This window comes from Chromohalobacter sp. 48-RD10 (assembly GCF_029889785.1).
Classification (GTDB): domain Bacteria; phylum Pseudomonadota; class Gammaproteobacteria; order Pseudomonadales; family Halomonadaceae; genus Chromohalobacter.
Map to the genome: position 1 here is coordinate 1 of NZ_JARANX010000031.1, position 15,507 is coordinate 15,507.

15 protein-coding genes are annotated in these 15,507 nt (G+C 60.5%); 9 read left to right on the forward strand and 6 right to left on the reverse strand.

Annotated features, from left to right (window positions below; translation table 11 throughout):
* Nucleotides 1-315: 315 nt before the first annotated feature.
* The 3 genes from OP496_RS15635 (at nucleotide 316) to OP496_RS15645 (ending at nucleotide 3,590) form a co-directional block, all read left to right on the forward strand.
* Nucleotides 316-900, forward strand: a complete 585-nt coding sequence (locus OP496_RS15635) for a TetR/AcrR family transcriptional regulator (protein ID WP_280564711.1) — start codon at nucleotides 316-318, stop codon at nucleotides 898-900.
* 70 nt (nucleotides 901-970) lie between these two features.
* A complete protein-coding gene (locus tag OP496_RS15640; protein WP_280564713.1) occupies nucleotides 971-2,365 on the forward strand; it encodes a sodium:solute symporter family protein in 1,395 nt (464 codons plus the stop codon).
* A 10-nt stretch (nucleotides 2,366-2,375) separates the two neighbouring features.
* Nucleotides 2,376-3,590 carry an amidohydrolase family protein gene (locus tag OP496_RS15645; RefSeq protein ID WP_280564714.1) on the forward strand — a complete coding sequence of 405 codons (1,215 nt, stop codon included), beginning with the start codon at nucleotides 2,376-2,378 and terminating at the stop codon, nucleotides 3,588-3,590.
* Between the two features lie 114 nt (nucleotides 3,591-3,704).
* On the opposite strand, the gene OP496_RS15650 is transcribed toward OP496_RS15645, so the two are convergent.
* Nucleotides 3,705-4,535, reverse strand: coding sequence for an IclR family transcriptional regulator C-terminal domain-containing protein (locus OP496_RS15650; RefSeq protein ID WP_280564716.1), 831 nt, complete (start codon nucleotides 4,533-4,535; stop codon nucleotides 3,705-3,707).
* 110 nt (nucleotides 4,536-4,645) lie between these two features.
* A complete protein-coding gene (uraD, locus tag OP496_RS15655) occupies nucleotides 4,646-5,170 on the reverse strand; it encodes a 2-oxo-4-hydroxy-4-carboxy-5-ureidoimidazoline decarboxylase (RefSeq protein ID WP_280564629.1) in 525 nt (174 codons plus the stop codon).
* Nucleotides 5,171-5,298: 128 nt separating this feature from the next.
* On the opposite strand from uraD, the gene uraH reads away from it, so the two are divergent.
* Complete coding sequence (gene uraH, locus OP496_RS15660; RefSeq protein WP_280564630.1) at nucleotides 5,299-5,655, forward strand: hydroxyisourate hydrolase; 357 nt, start codon at nucleotides 5,299-5,301, stop codon at nucleotides 5,653-5,655.
* Between the two features lie 50 nt (nucleotides 5,656-5,705).
* A complete protein-coding gene (locus tag OP496_RS15665) occupies nucleotides 5,706-6,449 on the forward strand; it encodes a GntR family transcriptional regulator (RefSeq protein WP_280564632.1) in 744 nt (247 codons plus the stop codon).
* Between the two features lie 40 nt (nucleotides 6,450-6,489).
* Here OP496_RS15665 and OP496_RS15670 read toward each other — a convergent pair whose 3' ends face one another.
* The 3 genes from OP496_RS15670 to OP496_RS15680 form a co-directional block, all read right to left on the reverse strand.
* The gene (locus OP496_RS15670; protein WP_280564634.1) at nucleotides 6,490-7,944 is read right to left on the reverse strand and encodes an NCS1 family nucleobase:cation symporter-1; all 1,455 of its coding nucleotides are present in this window, start codon (nucleotides 7,942-7,944) and stop codon (nucleotides 6,490-6,492) included.
* A 42-nt stretch (nucleotides 7,945-7,986) separates the two neighbouring features.
* On the reverse strand, nucleotides 7,987-9,336 hold the full coding sequence (locus OP496_RS15675; protein ID WP_280564635.1) for an NCS1 family transporter: 1,350 nt from the start codon (nucleotides 9,334-9,336) through the stop codon (nucleotides 7,987-7,989).
* A 222-nt stretch (nucleotides 9,337-9,558) separates the two neighbouring features.
* Nucleotides 9,559-10,290, reverse strand: coding sequence for an aspartate/glutamate racemase family protein (locus tag OP496_RS15680; protein WP_280564636.1), 732 nt, complete (start codon nucleotides 10,288-10,290; stop codon nucleotides 9,559-9,561).
* Between the two features lie 287 nt (nucleotides 10,291-10,577).
* On the opposite strand from OP496_RS15680, the gene puuE reads away from it, so the two are divergent.
* The 4 genes from puuE to chrA all read left to right on the forward strand — a co-directional run bounded on the left by puuE (nucleotide 10,578) and on the right by chrA (nucleotide 14,173).
* The gene (gene puuE, locus OP496_RS15685; RefSeq protein WP_280564638.1) at nucleotides 10,578-11,513 is read left to right on the forward strand and encodes an allantoinase PuuE; all 936 of its coding nucleotides are present in this window, start codon (nucleotides 10,578-10,580) and stop codon (nucleotides 11,511-11,513) included.
* Between the two features lie 17 nt (nucleotides 11,514-11,530).
* The gene (locus OP496_RS15690) at nucleotides 11,531-12,358 is read left to right on the forward strand and encodes a bifunctional allantoicase/(S)-ureidoglycine aminohydrolase (protein WP_280564639.1); all 828 of its coding nucleotides are present in this window, start codon (nucleotides 11,531-11,533) and stop codon (nucleotides 12,356-12,358) included.
* A 24-nt stretch (nucleotides 12,359-12,382) separates the two neighbouring features.
* Nucleotides 12,383-12,868, forward strand: coding sequence for an ureidoglycolate lyase (locus OP496_RS15695; RefSeq protein WP_280564640.1), 486 nt, complete (start codon nucleotides 12,383-12,385; stop codon nucleotides 12,866-12,868).
* Between the two features lie 90 nt (nucleotides 12,869-12,958).
* A complete protein-coding gene (gene chrA, locus OP496_RS15700) occupies nucleotides 12,959-14,173 on the forward strand; it encodes a chromate efflux transporter (RefSeq protein WP_280564641.1) in 1,215 nt (404 codons plus the stop codon).
* A gap of 81 nt (nucleotides 14,174-14,254) precedes the next feature.
* On the opposite strand, the gene OP496_RS15705 is transcribed toward chrA, so the two are convergent.
* On the reverse strand, nucleotides 14,255-15,202 hold the full coding sequence (locus OP496_RS15705; RefSeq protein WP_280564718.1) for a rhodanese-related sulfurtransferase: 948 nt from the start codon (nucleotides 15,200-15,202) through the stop codon (nucleotides 14,255-14,257).
* Nucleotides 15,203-15,507 lie beyond the last annotated feature (305 nt).

A 15,507-nucleotide genomic window follows, 5' to 3' on the forward strand; every position in this document is an offset into this window, starting at 1 on the left:
ACGGAAAGCAGGTGGGAACTCATCGGTAAGCCTCGCAAGTGGCGCAGTTGGTCGCTGCGCGTAGTGTACGCATACGCGCCGTTGGCTTCATCCGCTGCTTGCGTCGATCGGTGCGCTTGGCTTGGATCGTGTCGATTTCTATAGCGATGTAGACCCCTATGCCCCTAAAAATCAGTCATTTAGATGTCATGACTCTAAGTGTGAGCTATTAATCGATAGCTGAGAAAATAAAACCGACTTGACGGTTTGTTTTTTAGATGCCAAAACAGGATGCATCTTTACAATTAAGAAGTATCGGCGTAAGCGATAGGCACCATGAAATGGCAGCAACAGAAAAGCCTGGAGACCCAGCAGAAATTACTGAGTGCAGCACTGGCGTGTCTTGAGCGTGACGGTTTCCATAACTTTCGGCTAGATCGCGTCGCCAGTGAGGCCAATGTCTCGAAAGGTGCTTTGACGCACCATTTTTCCAATAAGGACGACTTGTTGGCTCATGCCATCGAGAAGGTGCTGGCTGAATTCGTCGGCGTACTTGCTCACAGTGTTGATGAGGTTCATGCCGGTCGCCTCACCTTGGATGGCTTTCTCGATCTCATGTGGCTCCATATGAGTGATCAGCTCTATATGGTCACGCTTGAAATTGCCTTGAAAGCACGCCACGAGCCGAGCTTCAAAACGTTGTTGACCCCTCAGGTGCAAAACTTTCACGAACGCATCGATGCCATCTGGCAACAGTTATTCCCCCGTCTTCCTGCCGAACGGGCCACGCATTTAATGAACCTCTCCATGAACCTACTTCGTGGTATGGGAACACAGAGTGTGTTTCGCAAAGATGCACAATATTTCAACGATTTATTGAACGAATGGAAGGCCATCTTAAAGCAGCAAGTCGCTTCCTGAGCGCGGTGGGAATACATCGCTTGGGCGTGTTAATTCATCTCGACAACAATCTCAATAGGAAATCGAACCCATGCATGCAACAATTTTGATTGTTTACTTGATCTCAATGGTTCTGGTGGGCGTTTACTTTGCCAAACGTAAGGTCCGCGATGACGCAGATTTTCTTGTGGCAGGGCGTTCCTTGCCTTTCTTCGTCGTTACGGGGACGCTGCTTGCCACTTTTGTTGGCTCTGGCTCGGTGATTGGCGGTGCCAGCTTTGTCTTTCAGAACGGACCGGGCGCCGCAATTTTCTTCTTCGCCGGTACACCCATCGGCGCTTTTATCATGTACTGGTTTCTTGCCAGACGTATCCGTGATTCCGAAGCGACTACCATCCCTGAATTGATTGAAAGCCGTTATGGCACGAAGGCACGTACGGTCGCTTCATTGATCATCCTATTGGCCTATATCGGCATTGTCTCCTACCAGTTCCTGGGCGGTGGCTACGCCCTTAATATCGCCTTCGGCCTGCCCACCTGGCAGGGAACCTTGATCTCGGCCGGGGTCATTACGCTGCTCGCCACACTGGGTGGACTGGTTTCAGTGGCCTACACTGACTTCATCAGCGCGATCATCATTTTTGTCAGCATGCTGATAGGCGTACCGATTATCTTGAGCGAACTGGGTGGATTCTCGGGTATGCTGGCGGCTTTACCTAGTGAGCAGCGTTCATTCACTGGTGGGTTAAACGTTGGTCAGGCTATTAGCTATTTTCTTCCTCTTTTTCTTCTGCTTTTAGGAGATCAGAACCTTTTCCAGCGGTTTGCTGCGGCTACCGATTCGACCACGGCACGTCGCTCGGCAATGGGGTTCATGATCACGGGATTTATCAGCATTGTGTTGATTGTGCTGTTGGTAAGTAGCACCCACGTATTGTTTCCTGATATCAACCCAGATACCGCCATGTTGGTCATGGCTCAGAAAGGACTTCCAGGAATTTTAGGGGCACTACTACTGTCCTCGGTCGTGTCTCTCATCCTGACGACTGGTAATTCGTACCTGCTTTCTTCCTCGGCCAATCTGACTCAGGATATCGTTACTGGGCTATTCAACGTCTCCATTCCGACGGCGAAACGGTTAGCCTTCAACCGCATCAGCGTCGCCTCTCTCGGGATCATCGCCTATGTGTTGGGTGCGTTTTTCCCTAGCGTACTCGCTATACAGATGTATTCGTATGGGATGTACGGAGCGGCTATTACGCCTGCTTTTCTTGCAGCATTACTCTGGAAGCGCGCCACGCCTCTGGGGGGATTGATCGGCATGATCACTGGTGGTGTTGTTACGCTGGTCTGGGAAATTGGGCTGGATAAACCCCTCGGATGGAACAGCGTATTGGTCGCCATGCCACTGGCTACGATCATGCTCATTATCGTCAGTTTGCTAACACGCCCCGCACCAAGCCACGCACAAACGACTCGAGAATAAGGAGTCCTGCATGCTGATTATCAAGCATTGCCGTCTTTTCGATGGCCTCAACGATACCGTCAAGGACAACCAGAGCGTTGTGATCGAAGACGGACGTATCCACTACATTGTCGACGGTGTGGAGACGTCACAACACGCCGAGGTCATCGATGCGGCTGGGGCGACATTGACCCCGGGATTGATCGATGCTCATGTCCACGTACTTGCCGCGTCGGCGAGTCTCAAGCAGGTTGACTTCATGGCACCTTCTTATGTCTCGCAGTTCGCGCATCATTCGCTACGCGCCATGCTAAGGCGGGGCTTTACTAGCGTCAGGGATGCCGCAGGAGCCGACTACGGGCTGGCTCAGGCTGTTGAAGAAGGCCTGATCGACGGTCCTCGCCTCTTCTACTGCGGCAAGGCCTTGAGCCAGACCGGTGGGCATGGCGACTGGACGCCTTTCGAGGGCGGATGTCTCTGCGGTTGCGGTGCCTCAACAAGCATTTCCCGCATTGCCGATGGCGTCGAGAATGTGCAGCATGCCGCTCGCGATGAACTGCGCAGAGGGGCCAACCATATCAAGATCATGGCTGGCGGCGGTGTTGCTTCGCCCTCCGATCCGATCGACGTACTGCAATACACGGAAGATGAGATTCGGGCAATTGTCTGGGAAGCCAAGGCATGGGGCAAGTATTGCCTGGCACACGCCTATATTCCTGAAGCCGTCTCTCGCTGCTTGGAGTATGGTGTCCGCTCGATTGAGCACGCCAATCTCATCGATCGACCGGCTTGTGAGTTGGCTAAGCAGCGTGAGGCGTTCATCGTGCCTACTGTCAGCACTTATGAAGCGTTGGCCAAACATGGCAAGGCGATGGGCTTTCCGGCGGTAAGCTGCGCGAAGGTAGAAGATGTTCGTCAGCAAGGCTTAGATGCGCTGGACCTGCTCCGTGATACCGGTGTCCAGGTGGGCTTTGGCAGTGACCTGCTTGGTGACATGCAACGCTACCAGATGCGGGAATTCATGTTGCGCGGGGAAACGTTCTCTCCCGTCGAGGTGCTTAAGCAAGCCACGTCGGTCAATGCCCGCTTGCTCGAGCGAGAAGGAGATGTCGGCGTGATACGTCCCGGTGCCTTGGCAGACCTGGCGCTGTGGGAAGGTAATCCCGATGAAAACCTGGGTGTGCTCGAATATCCGGAAAAGACACTCAAGGCCGTTTTCAAGGAAGGGCGCCGCGTGTCTTTATGATGCTGTCGCCCAGTCGGTGGGGGTTTCAAGTCCTCTCCGCCTGGGCTGCGGCGTTCTACATGAACGGCCAGGCACTGCATCTCAACGGCGGTGTGATCCTCAATATCTAAGTTTTCAGACGAACTCCTGTGGCAGCCGCCCACCCAATTGCGCCGTGATCTCGCGAGCGGCGCGGCTGACCAGGCCGCCGAGTTCGACGAGGCGTGCTTCGGGAATGCGTGCGGCGGGGCCGGAGACCGAGATGGCGGCGAGCGGCAGGCCGTTTTCGTCGTGCAGCGTCGCCGCCACGCAGTTGAGGCCGATGGCGTGTTCCTCGCGGTCGCATGCATAGCCCTGACGGCGGATCTCGCCGAGGGCGTCGCGCAGGCGGGCCGGGGTGTCGAGGGTGTTGGGCGTGACCTTGTCGAGTCCGCGCGTGTGGAGGATGCGCTCGACCTCGTCGCGCGGTAGCCAGGCGAGCAGGGCCTTGCCGACGCCCGAGGCATGCAGCGGGGCGCGCGACCCTAGCCGCGTGATCATGCGCATCATCTGCGGTGACTCGCTCTGCGCAAGGAACACCGCCATGCCCTGATCCCGGATGCCCAGGTTGGCGGTTTCCTCGGTCTCCGCCGTTAGTTGATGCAGGAAGGGCCGGGCGGTGGCGACGAAGTCGCGCGCCTCGAGGAAGGCATTGCCCACGCGGAACGTCTTGGCGTCGATGTGCCATACGCCCATTTCCGCATCCTGGGCGATGAAGCCCTGCTGATGCAGTGCTTGTAGCAAGCGGTGCGTGGTCGACGGCGCCAGGCCCACGCCCTGGGCGATATCGGAAAGCGCTAGCCCGCCGGGCGCGGCGGCGAGGCCCTCGAGAATACTCAGGCCCCGCACCAACGATTGACTGTGGCCGCTGGTAGATTTGCCATTGCCAGCGGGGCGTCCGACCGACTTGCGTTTGCTTTCCGTCACGCCTGGCTCTCTCTCATGGAACATTCATGGAAAATTCTTCCATGAATTTCGAAGCCTCGCCAGCCCACCAAAGGTGCACGTCTTGACTTACCACAGACGCACGCCTGAACTCAGGCGGTATGGGCGTCCAAGCGTAGCTGGGCGATACGATGGATTTGCGCGATGGCAGTATGGCGTTCCTCGTCGGGCGTATGCGCGAGACGGACCTCGAAGGCGTCGAGAATCTCGCGGCGATGATAGCCTTTGACGGCCATGACGAAGGGAAAACCGAAACGCGTCTTGTAGGCGGCATTCAAACGCTCGAAACGCGCGAGTTCCTCCGGCGAGCACTGGTCGAGCCCCGCGCCGGCCTGTTCGTGGCTCGAGGCATCAGTCAGGCCACCGTCCAACGCGACCTTGCCGGCCAGGTCGGGATGCGCACGAATGACTCTGAGTTGATCCTCCGACGACGCTGCGTCGAGCACGGTAGCCATCGCCCCGGCGAGCTCTGCGGGGCTGTCGTGGTGGGCTTCGATGCCAGCGTCCCATACCGCTTCGGCAATCCACGGAGAATGTTCGTAAATACCGCCGTACGCTTCCACGAAGGCTGAGCGGTCGAGCGTCGTGGGGCGTGGCGAGAGCAAGGGTTGGCGCATGCACGACTCCTGATGCTATGTTGTTCGCAGTTGTTGTATACAAAATAAGGGTAAGGGGTGAGTACGCAAGCGTTCATCCCGCCATGTTGCCCGCTCTTCCGTGCCATGCCGATCTGCAAGGAGCCATCATGGGTTATCTCACCACGCACGTTCTGGATACCGCGCGGGGCTGTCCCGCCAATGGCCTGCGCCTGACGCTTTACCGGCTCGAGGCTGACGTCCGCCAGACGCTGGGTGCGTTCGTGACCAACGACGATGGCCGCTGCGAGGGTCCGCTTCTCGAAGGCGAGGCCTTTCGCGTCGGCGAATACGAGCTGGTCTTCCAGGCCGGCGCGTATCTTGATCGCCAGGAGCATGCCGCCGCGTCCGGTCCGCGCTTTCTGGATAGCATCCCGATACGTTTCGGCATCGACGATGCGGAGGCCCACTATCATGTGCCGCTGTTGTTATCGCCATTCGGCTACTCCACCTACCGTGGTAGCTGAGCCGTGGTGGGCAATGCGATGATCAGCGCAAACGCATTCGGGAGCCGTGAATGAGCGAGTCACGTCAGGCGCATGCCGCCAGGAAAACGCGTCGCAACGAGGGCAAGGCTGGCGACGGTGCGCAGCGTCATGATGCCATCTACCGCGCGATCAGCGACGCCATCATCGAACACCGTCTGCAACCCGGTGCGCGTCTGCGCGAGGATGCCTTGTCGGAAGTGTTCGGCGTGAGCCGTACCGGTATTCGCAAGATCCTGCAACGCCTGGCGCTGGAGCATCTCGTCACCCTGACGCCTCGCCGTGGCGCGAGTGTCTCCCGGCCCACCGCCGAGGAGGCACGCGATGTCTTCGCCGCGCGCCAACTGGTGGAATGCGAACTGATGGCACAGATCGCTTCGCGCGTCACCGAGAACGATCTCAAGTCGCTGCGCGACTGCGCCAACCGCGAGCGCCAGGCACTCAAGGCCGGTAAGCAGAGCGAAGCGATCAAGCTTTCGGCAGCCTTTCATAACCAACTGGCCGAGTTGGCGGGTAACGCCACGCTCAGCGAGTTCGTTGGCCGCCTGTGTTCACGTTCGTCGCTGATCCTCGCCGTCTACGGCAACACCGGCCACCTCGGCTGTGAGTCCCACGATCACGATGAACTGATCCGACACCTGGAAAGCGGCAACGCCGAGCGCGCCCGCGCCTTCATGCAGCGCCACCTCAAGGCCATCGAAGCCTCGCTCTCCATCACCGAGGCCCCCGAAGAAACGCCGGATCTGTACGCTATCTTCGATGGCACCCCGGTGTAAGCCCCTGTCGTGTCGACGGGGGCTTCGTAGCGGCGTTTGCTTAGTGCGTCGCCTCGGTAGGCGTCGAGACCTGTCCGCGCATCAGCACGTAGTAGCACGCCCCGCCCAGGCCGGCGCCGAGTAGCCATGCGAAGCCTTCCAGTGCAGCGAGGGCCGGCACCCATACCGAGGCTAGCGAGAACAGCGCGCCGATGGCGAAGGCCATCAAGCCGCGACGGTTCCAGCCGTTGGTATAGTAATAGGGACTGTCGGGTGCCGCCGAGAACAACGCCTGCACGTCCAGTTGGCCGCGGCGGATGACGTAGTAGTCAATCACGATGATGCCGTAGAACGGGGCGATGACGGCACCGATGGCGTTGACGAAGCCGGGAATACCGATCTGGCTGATCACGCTGACCCACAAGGCCCCGATGAAGAAGGCGATGATCGCCGTGATCAGGCCGCCGAGACGGAAACTGATGCGCCGCGGAAACAGATTGGCGAGGTCATAGGCGGGGGGAATGAAGTTGGCCACCAGGTTGATGCCTACCGTCGCGGCGAAGAAAGTCAGCGCGGCGATGATCGTCAGCGGCAGGCTATCGACGCGGTCGACGATGTCCGAGGGGTTGGTCAGCGCCTCGCCGAACAGTGCCAGGGTGCCGGCGGTGATGACCAACGCGATGAACGAGAAGACCGCCACGTTGAGCGGCAGCCCGAGCCAGTTGCCGAGCCGCATGGCGCGCTCGTTCTTCACGAAGCGTGCGAAGTCGCCGAAGTTGATCACCACAGCGGCGAAGTACGCGATCATGGTGCCGAGCACGGTGAAGAAGGCGCCGACGGCGCTACCGGCGGCGTCGCTGCTGCCGCTGAAGATGTCGCCAATGGCTGGTAGCAGCGAGGCGCCGGCTTGCCACCAGACCACGCCCATTAACAGCACCATGACCGCGTAGACCAGTGGCCCTGCCCAGTTGAGAAAGCGTTTGATGCGCTCGATTCCCGCCCAGAACATTGCCAGCTGAAAGATCCAGACGATGACGAAGGCCAGCCAGGCCACGCTCGATAGCCCCAGGAACTGGCCGCTCTCCGGTACGCCCAGCGCGGTCAACAGCAGCGTAACAGCGGTGGAGGCGAAGTAGGTCTGCACGCCGTACCAGAATATGCCGATCACCGCGCGCAGCATCGCCGGCAGGTTGGCGCCGTGCACGCCGAGGCTGGCGCGCACCACCACCGGAAACGGAATGCCGTATTTGACGCTAGGTCGTCCGGTCAGGTTGACCAACACCATGACCACTAGGCCGGCGAGGATGATGGCGGCCATCACTGCCCATCCGTTGAGGCCGTAACTCAGAAACAGCGAGGCGGCCAGGGTATAGCCGAACAGGCTCTGGATGTCGTTGGCCCAGACATTGAAGATTTCGAAGGCGCCCCAGCGTCGCTGATGATAGGGCAGCGGCGCCAGGTCGGTGTTGTAGAGACTCGCGTCGGGCGCCGTGAGGCGCAGATCGTTATCGTGCATAGTGGCGCTCTATGTCGGGATGCAGATGCGTGGAAGACGATGTCATTGGCAAAAGCGTTGGCAGGCCGGCCAGTAGCGCATCATCAGGTAATACGCCAGACCGGCGGGCATGAGACTCGCGTACCACGAGATCGCGGAGACATTGAGCGCCACCAGCGCCCCGATCAGCGTGGCGATGAAGGCGGCGTAATTGATGCCGCGATAGGGGCCCTGCGTGTCATAGAGTTTGTCGATATCCAGCGTGCGCCGGCGGATGAGGTAATAGTCCACCGCCATGATCGCGAAGATCGGGCCCAGGAACGCCGAGTAGGTCTGCACGAATAGTTGCAGCCCGGCGGCGGAGTCGTCCTTGACCAGCTCCCAGGGGAAAGTGGCGAAGGCCAGCAACCCGACGATCACCGTGGCGCTACGGAACTTCAGCTTGAACATATCCATCAGCACATAGGTCGGCGGCACCACGTTGTTGAGCACGTTGGTAGTGACCTGGGCGAAGGCGATGAACAGCAGGGTGGTGATCAGAAGCGGCGGGTTGTCGACGGCATTGGCGAAGACATCGATGGGATCGGCGACGCCGGTGGCGCCGGAGACCATCAGTCCGATCAAGCCCATGAACAGCGTGCAGGGTAGGATCGACATGGCATACAGCGTGGCCAGAAGCCCCGGCCCGCTGCCGTGCTTGAGTTCGCGCGAGTAGTCGCTGGCGTTGAGGATCATGGTGCTGTAGATGCCCAGAAACAGCATTGTCGCGCCCCAGAAGGGTAGCCCCCAGGTGCCATCGATATCGATCAACTGCTCGCCGATCACATCGCCGTACTTGTTCAGCACGCTGAAGAACATGTACACCAGCGAGGCCAGAATGAAGCCGCTGCCGATATTCTCCAGCCATTTGATGCCCTGGAAGCCGAACACCGACAGGGCGATCTGCAAGAGCTGGAAGGCGATGAAGTAGAACACCAAGTTGTCGAAGCCCAGCAGAGTCGCCGACACGGCGTTCAGGGCGCCGGCCCCGATCCAGCTCTGGAAGCCATACCAGACGATGGCCGGCACGGCGCGCACCAGGCCAGGCAGGCGTGTGCCGGTAAAGCCGAAAGCGCTGCGTGCTTGGACCATGAAGGGAATGCCGTACTTGTACCCGGCGGCGCCGTTGATCGTCAGCGCGACGCCGATCACGAAGCAGCCGATGGCGATGGCCAGCGACGCTTGCAGCAGATTGAGCGTGCCGACGATGCTCGAACCCATGGCGAAGGTGCCGATGGATACGCAGCCGCCGAACCAGGCCAGTAAATAGGAGACGCGCCCCATGATGCGGGTACGCTGTGGGGCCAGGGATTCTTCCCCCGGTGCCTTGCCGGCAGGGCGCGGCCCTTCCGACGTGGCGGAGTCGCTTGTCATGACGCTTTCCTCGGGCGGGACCGGATCCCGCGGTTTGTTGTTGTGCGCCCCGCTGGGGGACGTCCGAGTGGCGTAGCGTGCTGCTGTTTATCTATCGGTCGGGCGTCCTGGTGTTGTGATTATTGGCAAAAGGACGCCGGCGACGGGTTAGGCTGCTTTAGGCTCGAGCGTTAGCGAGTATTGATCGTGGTGCTGAAACGTGGCTCCTCCCGTTTGCGGGCATTAGCGTGATAAATGCGCGAAGTGGCCGGTGAACGCCTTGGGACGTGGAAAATCCAGATCGCCATGCTTGCTGGTGCCGAGCCCCAGGCCGACCAGCGCCTCGGCCAGTTTCACGGCGGCAGTGACGCCTTCGACGATGGGAATGCCCACCGCTTCCTCGATAGTGGCGCGCAGGTCGGCCATGCCGCCGCAGCCGAGGACGATGGCACCGATGCCGTCTTCATCGCGGGCGCGACGACAAGTCTCGATCACGCGGGTCAGCGCTGCATCGCCGTCGTCTTCCAGATCGAGTACGGGGATCTCCGCTGCGCGCACGCGGCGGCAGTGATTAGCGAAGCCGTAGGCTTGCAGCAGATGCTCGGCAATGATGCCGGTACGCCCCAACGTCGTGACCACCGAGAAGCGCGTGCTGATCAGGCTGGCCATATGGAAACCGGCCTCGGCGATGCCCAGCACCGGGGCGCGGGTCATTTCGCGAGCCGCCATCAGGCCGGGATCGCCGAAGCAGGCGATGATGTAGGCGTCGCTGCCGTCGCGCTCGCCCTTGGCGATTTCCTCGGTGACGCCCACGGCGCTGATCGCCTCGTCGAAGTGACCCTCGATGGACACCGGACCGCTTTCCGGCTGCGTGGCGACGATCCGGGTACCCGGCGCCGCGATACGACTGGCGGATTCATCGATGCGCGTGGTCATGCCGGTGCTGGTGTTGGGATTGATGAGATGCAAGCGCATGAGAGTCCTTGAGCGCGAGGTTTCGCCTCGGATGCAGTATTTTTGTCTACAAAATTTCTAGTATTGAATACAAAATAAGTCAATGCCCAATCGTCGTCGCGTCAGGTGAGCACCAGGCCACCAGTGCCTTGTGTCGCCGGTGGACGGTGGTTGCATGGACATTTCATACGCCTGCAAACGATGTGATGGCGATTCCAGGCGCTCGGCCAAGGGATTGATTTTTTGTATACATCAACGCACGCTAAGGTAAATAGCTGATAGAACAAGAAACGGGAGTCTTCATGGGCATGGCATCATCCTCCGATCCGTCCGCCGTTTATCCCCGCGACCTCGTCGGCTATGGTCGCACACCGCCTCAGGCCGATTGGCCGGGCGGGGCACGTATCGCGGTGCAGTTCGTCCTCAATTACGAAGAGGGCAGCGAGAACAGCGTGCTGCACGGCGACAGCCACTCCGAGCAGTTCCTCTCCGAAATCGCCGGTGCCGAGGCCTACCCGGATCGCCACCTGAGCATGGAGTCGATCTACGAGTACGGCTCGCGGGCGGGCGTGTGGCGCGTGCTGCGAGAGTTCGAACGACGCGGGCTGCCGCTGACTGTGTTCGGTGTCGCCATGGCGCTGGAACGTCATCCCGAGGCGGCACACGCCTTCAAGGAACTTGGCCACGAGATCGCTTGCCATGGCTATCGCTGGATTCATTATCAGAATGTGCCGGAAACCGTCGAGCGTGAGCATATGCAGCGCGCCGTCGAGATCTTCCGAACGCTCTACGGCGAGGCTCCGTTAGGTTGGTACACCGGCCGTGACAGCCCCAACACGCGGCGCCTGCTGCTCGACCAGGGTGGTTTTCTCTACGACAGTGACTACTATGGTGACGATCTGCCGTTGTGGAGCGACGTCAAAGACAGCCAGGGCCAGACGCACCGCCACCTGATCGTGCCCTACACGCTGGATACCAACGACATGCGCTTCGCCTCGCCCACCGGCTTCGACCACGGCGAGCCCTTCTTCCAGTACCTGCGCGACGCCTTCGACGTGCTCTATGCCGAAGGCGCGGAAACCCCCAAGATGCTCTCCATCGGCCTACACTGCCGGCTGATCGGCCGCCCTGGGCGTTTCCGAGCGCTGCAGCGCTTCCTTGATCACCTCGAGGCCCACGACCGGGTGTGGATAACCCGGCGTGAGGACATCGCCCGCCACTGGGCGGCGACGCATCCGGCTTGAAAAGCGAGGAACCTCTCATGTCACAACGCAGCTACTACGCCCCCCATGGAGGGCTGCCGCCGCAGAGCCAACTGATTCATGGTCGAGCGGTGTTCACCGAGGCGTATGCGGTGATCCCGAAAGGCGTGATGAGCGATATCGTCACCAGTTTCCTGCCGCATTGGGAAAAGACGCGGTTGTGGATACTTTCGCGGCCGCTTTCCGGCTTCGCCGAGACCTTTTCACAGTACATCATGGAGGTTTCCCCCGGTGGCGGCAGCGAACGACCGGAACCGGATAGTGGTGCCGAGGGCGTGCTGTTCGTGGTCGAGGGCGAGATGACGTTGACCCTCGACGGCCAGGTGCATGCGATGGCGCCGGGTGGTTACGCCTTTCTACCGCCGGGCGCTGACTGGCAATTGCGCAACGAGAGTGACGCACCGGTGCGCTTCCACTGGATTCGCAAGGCTTACGAGCGCGTCGAAGGGTTGGACGTGCCCGAGGCGTTCGTCACCAACGAGAACGATATCGCGCCGATCGCCATGCCGGACACCGATGGCAAATGGGCCACGACCCGTTTTGTCGACCCGCAGGACGTGCGCCACGACATGCACGTCAATATCGTCACCTTCCAGCCGGGTGGGGTGATCCCGTTCGACGAGACCCATGTCATGGAGCATGGGCTCTACGTGCTGGAGGGGCGCGCGGTCTACCATCTCAATCAGGAGTGGGTCGAGGTCGAGGCCGGCGACTACATGTGGCTGCGCGCGTTCTGTCCGCAGTCCTGCTACGCCGCCGGGCCGGGGCCGTTTCGCTATCTGCTCTACAAGGACGTGAATCGGCACATGAAGCTGCGCTTGAGCTGAGACAATACCCTCTGAGGAGAACGCATGCTCGAACTTACCGCCCAGCCCCTGACCGCCGAGGCTTTCGCGGCGTTCGGCGATGTCATCGATCGTCGTGATGCCGATAGCTTTCCTATCAACAATGGCCGCACCCAGCGTTATCACGATCTGGCGCGAATCGAGACACTCGGCGAGGGCGCACGGCCGATCATCAGTATTTTCATCAGCCAACCCGTGGAACTGCCGCTGACCCTCACATTGCTGGAGCGTCATCCGTTCGGCAGCCAGGCGTTCATGCCATTGCACGGAGAGCGCTTCATCGTCGTCGTGGCGCCACCGGGAGAGCGCATCGAGCCTGGCGATGTGCGCGCGTTCGTCACCGACGGTCGCCAGGGCGTGAGCTATCGCGCCGGCACCTGGCACGCCATTCACTCGGTGCTCGATGTGGAAGGCGAGTTCCTGGTGGTGGATCGTGCCGGCGAGGGCAACAACTGCGAGGAATACCCGCTGGAAGCGCGGGTGAGTTTATAAGCAGGTATCCACACCGTGGTGGTGTTCAACGGTACGGCCATGCACGGTGATGCCTGTTTTGCTCATGAAGCTCGATCAGGAGCCTTGCTGATGTCGGACGCGCGCCATTCCGTTGAGCGTCTCAAGGAAGTCTTTTCCGCCTTTCTGCTATTGGGCCTTACGTCCTTCGGTGGACCCATCGCTCATCTGGGCTATTTTCGTACTGAGTTCGTCACACGGCGCCGCTGGCTGTCGGAGGAGGACTACGCGGATCTGGTGGCGCTGTGTCAATTTCTTCCGGGCCCGGCCAGCAGCCAGGTCGGCTTCGCCTTGGGGCTATTGCGGGGTGGAGGTTGGGGAGCCGCTGCTGCCTGGACGTCCTTTACGCTGCCCTCGGCCATCGTGCTGGTGCTTTTCGCATCGGGAGCTGCAGTTTTCGATGGCCCGGTCAGCCAAGGCATCCTGCATGGTCTCAAGGTGGCGGCCGTGGCGATCGTTGCCCACGCCGTCTGGGGCATGGCGCGCACGCTTTGCCCCGACCAGCGGCGGGCCGGCATCGCTTTGGCGGCTGTTCTATTGGTAGTGCTGATCGGCGGACCGGTGGGGATGGTCACGGCCATCGTGGTCGGTGCGGTGGCCGGTATGCTGTTTTGTGGAGACTCAGTGTGCCGAGACCAAGGTGGCTCGGTGTCGCGTGAGTTGCACTTTCCGGTGTCGCGGCGCGTCGGCCAAGTCGCTGCCACATGTTTCATCGCGTTGCTGATCGGGCTGCCTTGGCTTGCCTGGCTGTCGTCGTCCACGATCCTGGCGATGATCGACGCCTTCTACCGGGCCGGTGCTTTGGTGTTCGGGGGCGGGCATGTGGTGCTCCCGCTGCTGGAGAGCGAGGTCGTCCCGTCAGGCTGGGTGACACCCGATAGCTTCCTCGCGGGCTACGGCGCCGCCCAGGCGATTCCAGGACCGCTATTCACCTTCGCGGCGTATCTTGGCGCCGAGATAGGGACGTTGTCCGTGCCGCTGCTCGGCGCGGCTTTGGCGCTCATCATGATCTTCTTGCCGGGGCTCGCATTGCTGGTGGCCGTGCTGCCTTACTGGAGCCGCTTCCGGCGCTTGGAGCGCGCGCAATCATTGATGCGTGGCGCGAATGCGGCGGTGGTGGGGATCCTGGGCGCCGCCCTCTACCAACCGGTCTGGACCAGTGTGGTTGTCAGTTCTTCCGAGTTTGCCCTGGCATTGACGGGCTTTCTGCTGCTGAGCGTATGGAAGCTGCCGGCCTGGGCGATGGTTGTGATCTTGGCGGCCGGGGGCATCGTCATCACGCTGTAGTGAGAGTGAGAGGCAGCGCGAGCCGACGGGGCCGTCGGCTCGCGTATCGTTCACGGTAGGGTGGGCGTTACGCCTCGTGACTCACGTGTCGCGACGCGGATCGCGGCCCAGTGGATGCGGTTCGCCGCGTTGCTTGGCAAGCTCGATCTGGCGTTGACGCTCGCGGGCACTGTTGCGGGTCTTTTCCGGCAGGTTATCCCAGCAGTGCGGGCAGCTCACGCCGGGTTCGTATTGCGCGGAGGCCATGTCGTCCTTGGAGATCGGGCGGCGACAGGCGTGGCACTGTTCGAAATCGCCCTCGGCGAGATCGTGGCGTACGGTCACGCGATTGTCGAACACGAAGCACTCGCCCTGCCAGCGTGACTGTTCTTCGGGGACTTTTTCCAGATAGCTCAGAATCCCGCCCTTGAGGTGATATACCTCCTCGAAGCCTTCATTGAGCATGAAGCTCGAGGCCTTCTCGCAGCGAATGCCGCCGGTGCAGAACATCGCTACCTTCTTGTGCTTGGCGGGGTCGTAATGCGCTTTGACGTAATCCGGAAACTCGCGGAACGTCTTGGTCTGTGGGTCGATGGCGCCCTCGAACGAGCCGATTTCCACTTCGTAATCGTTGCGCGTGTCGATGACCAGCACTTCCGGGTCGGCGATGACATCGTTCCAGTCTTCGGGCTCGACATAGGTACCGGCCTGCTGGTCAGGGACGACGCCCTCCACGCCCATGGTCACGATCTCGCGCTTGAGCTTGACCTTGGTGCGATAGAACGGATGCGCATCGCAGTAGGACTCCTTGTGGTCGACCGCAGCCAGACGTGGGTCGGCCCGCAGCCACGCCAGCAAGGCGTCGATGCCCTCGCGGGTGCCGGAGACGGTACCGTTGATGCCTTCCTGGGCGAGTAGCAGCGTGCCTTTGACGTCGTAGGCGCGCATCGTTTCGAACAAAGGCTCGCGCAGGGCCTCGTAGTCGTCGAGAGTGACGAACTGATAAAGCGCCGCGACCACGATGGCCGGCGCGTCGTGCGGTTGGGTCATGTCTATCTCCTGGTAATCGTCCCCGTAAAGGACGGACCGGGTGAATCGTTGGCGAGTGCCAAGGGAGGTGCATTTTACGCAATGCTATCCTGAGACGCATCTATGCCGCCGCCATTTGGCGCATAGCTCCTATACTGAGAAACCCAAAATAGCGATTAGACTTAAGGCGGGTGTGCGTGCTATATGCTAATATACTGTCCCGCTTACTGAATTCGTCCGCCGGCAGTATCTATTCGTCCGGCAGACCCGACCTGTCGATATCATCATGACGCACCGTTACCTCAATACCTCCTTGTTGCTGGGCG